The organism is Photorhabdus sp. RM322S (genome assembly GCF_042879395.1).
In the GTDB taxonomy this organism is placed as follows: domain Bacteria; phylum Pseudomonadota; class Gammaproteobacteria; order Enterobacterales; family Enterobacteriaceae; genus Photorhabdus; species Photorhabdus khanii.
The window spans coordinates 1-5,228 of the sequence record NZ_JBHFKW010000088.1 but is presented as its reverse complement, the minus strand read 5'-3'; the positions used below and the strand labels follow the sequence as shown (position 1 = coordinate 5,228).

The window sequence follows — 5,228 nt, the reverse complement described above, 5'->3', positions numbered from 1 at the left end:
AAGATGATCGTCATCCCGTTAAAGCATTGGTACAAGGGTTAACAGGGTGTTTATATGGCGATAAAGGGTATTTGTCACAGGCCTTGTGCGATGAGCTGAAAGCAGAAGAAATAACATTAATCACCTATTTAAAACAAAGTACCAGATAAAAAAACAGCACTTTGTCAATAATCTGAAGAAAGCCCGCTTTGCGGACTTTCTTCCTTAAAGGTGGAAAGCTATGCGCTTACCTGTTGGAAGAGTCACATCAAGGCTTAATTCACCGCCCAATGCTTTCACATAGCGCTTAAGTGTTGATAGCCTTGGATCATTGTCAGCTTGTTCCATACGAGCAACGGAAGGCTGTTTGACCCCCATAACCGCGGCCAATTCTGTTTGTGAAATTTTTAGCTCATCGCGCAGTTGGCTAAGAGCGATCTGGATACTGGCTTCTTCAACCCGTTCCGCGACTCTTGCCTGCATTTCAGGACTTTCTTTAGCCAATAGTTCTCTGTAAGTAGCCATGATTATTTCTCCAGTTTCGCAAGATGTTTACGGTACTCGGAATCAGCCAGCCGAATCATATCCTTATAGAAGCGTTTCTCATTTAATCCCGTTTTATCGCCAGCACACAAAATAATTGCGCGGCGAGTAGGATCAAACGCAAAAAACGCTCTGATAGGATTACCAGCATGTTGTACACGCAGTTCCTTCATGTTAGGGAAATCAGAACCACTCAATGTATCAACATATGATCTGCCAAGATTTGGGCCGAACTTTTCCAATACACCCATAGCTTCATAGACTGACTCCCTTAGAGCATCTTCCTGAGCCAGGAACCACTCATCAAAGCACTCTGTCGTTATGATTTCCCACATATCGATTCCATAGCCTATTTGTTATAATCAAGAATATAACGTATTCACTATAATTTCAACCGTGGCCGCACGATTTTATATGAATGAGAACATAAAAAACTGTGGGGCACTTATGTTGCAATAGCTTCTGTAAAATAGTTACCCGTTTCTTCACTTAATTTTATCCCCGGATACCAATGCAAATCTCCACCAGTCCTTTGTTCTTAATCATAGTTGTAATCTTTTCATCTGAAAGGTCAGTGTAATGTTTTGCCAGCTCCCTGAATCCAGCCAGTTCGCGATCATCAATGTTCGCCATATTCCTACTAGAAACATAAACAAATAATTGGCGAATTACTGCTTCTCTTGAAGGCTGACATTGTTTTTACAATAGTAAGCAGGCTCAATTGAATCAAAAAGACATTTTTATTTCTAACGGGAAACCTGTCAACAGCGGAGTACAATCGATTGGGCAAAATAGTAATACTATTATTCCCGATATTTAATGAAGGATGAGTTATTAATGAAACGACTAAATAGATAGGCGTTATTAGTTATCATGATAGATTGTGATAAGTATATTTTTTTAATTAAAAATCAATTTGTTATATGCTTTTCATGATGGTTGATGGGAATATAAATGAACTTGAGACTGTTTTATATATCGTGGATTATTTTTCTGAGAAAATGGACTATTGCTATCCATTTTATACTTTATTGGATTGGAGATAATTGAATCTGCACTCAGTTTGTAATACTTTTTTACAGTTTGTAACACTTTATTACAAATTTATTTTTTTTAAATGAAAATTTTTCTTGCCATTTTGTGATTGTTTAATGATTATTAAATAGGCTGCATCATAGGGTCTGTATAAAAGAAATTTCATATCCTGTTCCCCTTATTCACGGGGATTAATTGATTGGGATTCATTATCTGTATTCCTGTCGTTCAACTCACTATTACTCACTGCATAAGCTGCGATGTTTGTCTGTGATAGTAGGATTTTTACGGGTTTATTTCTTGGGTAAAGAAATAAATTATTTTAATTCCTAAGCATGGGCGCTTTTCTGGTGATGAAGGTTATTTATCACCGGCCGGAACAAACCTTGTGGGATTTTCAGCACAGGAAGTTTGGGTCGAGTGCTTATATGTAAGGTTAAAAGAAGGAAGCCAAACCAATGGGTATATTAGATCCGCTTCTGGGTTTAGATTGTAAGAAGTATTTGAGACACTGGGTGGAATTTCAGTTGGTGGATGAACAGGGAAAGCCGCTGGTCAACCAGCCTTATCGCCTGATCAGTCGCGGAACCCCAGGTTATGTGCGTCAGGGGGCAACCGATGGTTTCGGGGTACTCAGGGAAGAAGACCTGACAGCTTATCCGGTGACCTTGTATATCCACGCTCAATCGTTGGCGGATGAAATGGAACAGCGCCCGTTGCGGGAAATACGCGGTGAAGCGGCGTCGGTGGTGAAGCTGAAAGCAGAAGCGGAAGGCCATCAATACCGCTATGTGACCATTGGGCAGATTAGTGATGGTTTGCCGGTGGTTAAGGGATGGAATTCCAAAGATATTCCTCCTCCCTACCATTTCCCGAATCCGGAGCCAAAAGGCTATGAAGTTCATCCGTTAAATCGACGATATGTACTGGAAGTATGTCCGTTTCGGGCTTGGGTTTTGCAGTTACATCATCAAAAAGAGTATTCCATTGTTAATGCGTATAACCAGTGTTTGATGAGTGTGCTAGCTTATGCGAGTGGTGAAATTGATGTTGAAGGCTCTGTAACTCACTTTTTTAACCGACAGATGGTGGATGTTTCAAAGCTGCCCGATAAAATGGAGGCATTGTTGGCAACACCGATTGTCTATGATGTACCGTTTAGTGAACGTTATACTCAGGTGGAGTTTATTAATTCAAAAGCGGGGGATAATAAACAGGGTAATACCCAGCTGTTTTATGTCTCTAGTAAGCATGATTTGATTATCAGCTGGCGAGGCACAACCAATACGACGGATGCTATCACTGATGCTACGTACCAGCCTTTGGGATTAGATTGTGATGAAAAAGCGCTGTGTAGCGAGTTTATTCACCGTGGCAAAGTGCATAGAGGATTTTGGGAAGCATTTAACTTGGTTGAAAAGCTAACAGTCCCCGGTGATAAAATCAAAACAGTATTTGACGATATTCTAGACTTGGCCGCAAGCAAAAGGTTATTTATTTGTGGTCACAGTTTAGGCGGTGCACTGGCATTACTGCACAGTGCACAACTGAAAGAATATGATCCATGTTTTTACAGCTATGGAATGCCGCGAGTGTTAACTGTCAGTGCGATACGGGAACTGGCAGATATCACCCATTACCGCCATGTCAATGAAGATGATCCGGTTCCCGCAGTACCCCCGGAAAAGAATCTGGATAACTGGTTGTATCGTTGTTGGGGGCCACTCGGCTATCTGTTTAGCCCGGTTGAATTGCTGGATTTTACCGACAGCGGTGAAGTTTACTTGCATCACGGAAAAATAGTTCACTTTTGTAAAATCAATCTGGTCATTGAATGGCTGGAAGAACGTAACCCAAGTAATCATGTACGGCTCAGAACCACCTTACCCACTAAAACAAAACTGTATTTAATTCCGTCATTAAACAGTGAAACGGAAAATAATCTGAAAAATGCGGGAGATATTCAGAAAAGGTTTTTTCAACAGATCAGTGAGGCAGATAAAGCCAAATGGTTTCCGTTGAATGAAAACCCGACCTTAAAAGATGCGTTGGGTTTCCCTGATCACAGTTCACTGAAATATGCCCGCTACATTGGCGCACGATTGGCAGAATTAGTTGCACCTGAGAAATACCATTTTTTCCGGGATAAGGAACAATTATTTGAAAAAACGCTGAATGAAAGGACCGATATTGTTGCGGATATTCGACAACGCGATACCTTGTTTTTACAGATGGATCACCAGTTGAAACAAGCGTTGATTTGTACTCAACAGGATAAACAGGGATCGTTGGCTTTAACGCGCTATACAGATAACGTTATTGGGATCGAGGAAAACTGATCATGAACAATATAAAAAAATACGTACTGATATTGTTAATCATATTCATATCAGGCTGCGCTGACTCGAATGAACCGCTTTCTCCGCCGAAAGATAGTCAGTGGATCATGGTGGAAGGAGTAGCACCGAAGTACATGAAACCGTATGTATCGGCAGAATATATCTCAAAAGATTGTCTTGAATATCAGCTGCATGCCGATATGTCACCTTATAAGGTCCCGACCTATAACGGATTGCGTCTGGATGTGAAAGCCGATCCACTAACCGGTTACTTTCAGACGAAGTTACCTTTCGATGGTGGAGATCGATGCAAATGGAAAATCAACCGCGTCTTTGTGAGCGTGGGTTATACCGATGTTAGTCATCTGGCTAAAGACGCTACTATGTATAAAGGAGGAGAAGGAACAGGTTTAACTATATTTATCAATGATGCGGCCCGGATGTATCTTAGCGAAACCACAGCATTAAATACCATAAATTATAGCCCCATTATTTATCCTGTTTTGAAAGAAGTCTATGGGCGTCCAAAAAGAATATTTCCACGAGGTGAATTCGGCATGCGCCCCTTCCGATTGAAATTAATTCCGGGAGCGGAATGGAAAATTACCTATAGACCTAAGTTGGATGAAACCAAAATGCCGAAAATCACGGTGACTAAGGAAAAGGAGTGGGTTAAGTATCCAGATGGGCATATTGAAACCGATACCCAAGAAGTCGATTACCGGTATATAAAGTAATTTCATCTGGGTAACTGATCATGATAAATATAAAGAAGTATTTACTGATATTGTCAGTCATATTTATATCAGGCTGTGCTGACTCAAATGCGCCGCTTTCTCCTCCTAAAGACAATCAATGGATTGTGGTAGAAGGAGTGGTGCCGAAATACACAGAACCGCATGTGTCCGCTGTGTATATCTCAAAAGATTGTCTTAAATATCGCTTGGATTCCAATATGTCGCCTTTTAAGGTACCGACTTATAACGGATTACGCTTGACAGTGAAGGCCGATCCGGAAACTGGTTATTTTCAGGCGAAATTACCTTTCAATGGTGGTGGCCGATGTAAATGGAAAATTGACCGGGCCTTTGTGTCGGTCAGTTATACCGATGTCCGTCATCTAGTAAAAGATGCTGTCCCGTATTCAGGAACAGGTTTAACTGCCTTTATCAACGACGCAGTTCAGACGAATATTAGTGAAATCGCGGCCTTAAATACCATTGATTTCAGCCCGGTTATTTATCCTGTTTTGGACTTAGTAGAGGGATTCCCGAAACGTATATTTTTACAAGGTGAAGTATCAAAAATGCGTTCCTTTCGACTGACATTAAC

Annotated in this window: 7 protein-coding genes; 4 read left to right on the top strand and 3 right to left on the bottom strand. The window is 40.9% G+C overall.

What is annotated here, in order from left to right; all coding sequences use genetic code 11:
- Positions 1–149, top strand: a 149-nt coding sequence (locus ACGF63_RS22305; protein WP_387633272.1) for a transposase, incomplete at its 5' end; no start/stop codon positions are given.
- 55 nt (positions 150–204) lie between these two features.
- On the opposite strand, the gene ACGF63_RS22300 is transcribed toward ACGF63_RS22305, so the two are convergent.
- From ACGF63_RS22300 to ACGF63_RS22290, 3 genes are all read right to left on the bottom strand, one after another.
- Positions 205–504 (bottom strand): helix-turn-helix domain-containing protein, encoded by a 300-nt coding sequence (locus ACGF63_RS22300; RefSeq protein WP_387633269.1) that lies wholly within the window; start codon positions 502–504, stop codon positions 205–207.
- 2 nt (positions 505–506) lie between these two features.
- Complete coding sequence (locus ACGF63_RS22295; protein ID WP_387633268.1) at positions 507–857, bottom strand: type II toxin-antitoxin system RelE/ParE family toxin; 351 nt, start codon at positions 855–857, stop codon at positions 507–509.
- A gap of 160 nt (positions 858–1,017) precedes the next feature.
- On the bottom strand, positions 1,018–1,191 hold the full coding sequence (locus ACGF63_RS22290; protein ID WP_387633270.1) for a type II toxin-antitoxin system RelE/ParE family toxin: 174 nt from the start codon (positions 1,189–1,191) through the stop codon (positions 1,018–1,020).
- A gap of 824 nt (positions 1,192–2,015) precedes the next feature.
- On the opposite strand from ACGF63_RS22290, the gene ACGF63_RS22285 reads away from it, so the two are divergent.
- From ACGF63_RS22285 to ACGF63_RS22275, 3 genes are all read left to right on the top strand, one after another.
- A complete protein-coding gene (locus tag ACGF63_RS22285; protein WP_152961609.1) occupies positions 2,016–3,896 on the top strand; it encodes a lipase family protein in 1,881 nt (626 codons plus the stop codon).
- 2 nt (positions 3,897–3,898) lie between these two features.
- A complete protein-coding gene (locus ACGF63_RS22280; RefSeq protein ID WP_152961610.1) occupies positions 3,899–4,633 on the top strand; it encodes a hypothetical protein in 735 nt (244 codons plus the stop codon).
- A gap of 20 nt (positions 4,634–4,653) precedes the next feature.
- Positions 4,654–5,228 (top strand): hypothetical protein (locus ACGF63_RS22275; RefSeq protein WP_387633265.1); only part of this gene is annotated, 575 nt, incomplete at its 3' end.

Bases quoted from the DNA above. Each gene is read 5' to 3' on its own strand.
- ACGF63_RS22300 (WP_387633269.1), bottom strand. From the start codon at position 504: ATGGCTACTTACAGAGAACTATTGGCTAAAGAAAGTCCTGAAATGCAG.
- ACGF63_RS22295 (WP_387633268.1), bottom strand. From the start codon at position 857: ATGTGGGAAATCATAACGACAGAGTGCTTTGATGAGTGGTTCCTGGCT.
- ACGF63_RS22285 (WP_152961609.1), top strand. From the start codon at position 2,016: ATGGGTATATTAGATCCGCTTCTGGGTTTAGATTGTAAGAAGTATTTG.
- ACGF63_RS22280 (WP_152961610.1), top strand. From the start codon at position 3,899: ATGAACAATATAAAAAAATACGTACTGATATTGTTAATCATATTCATA.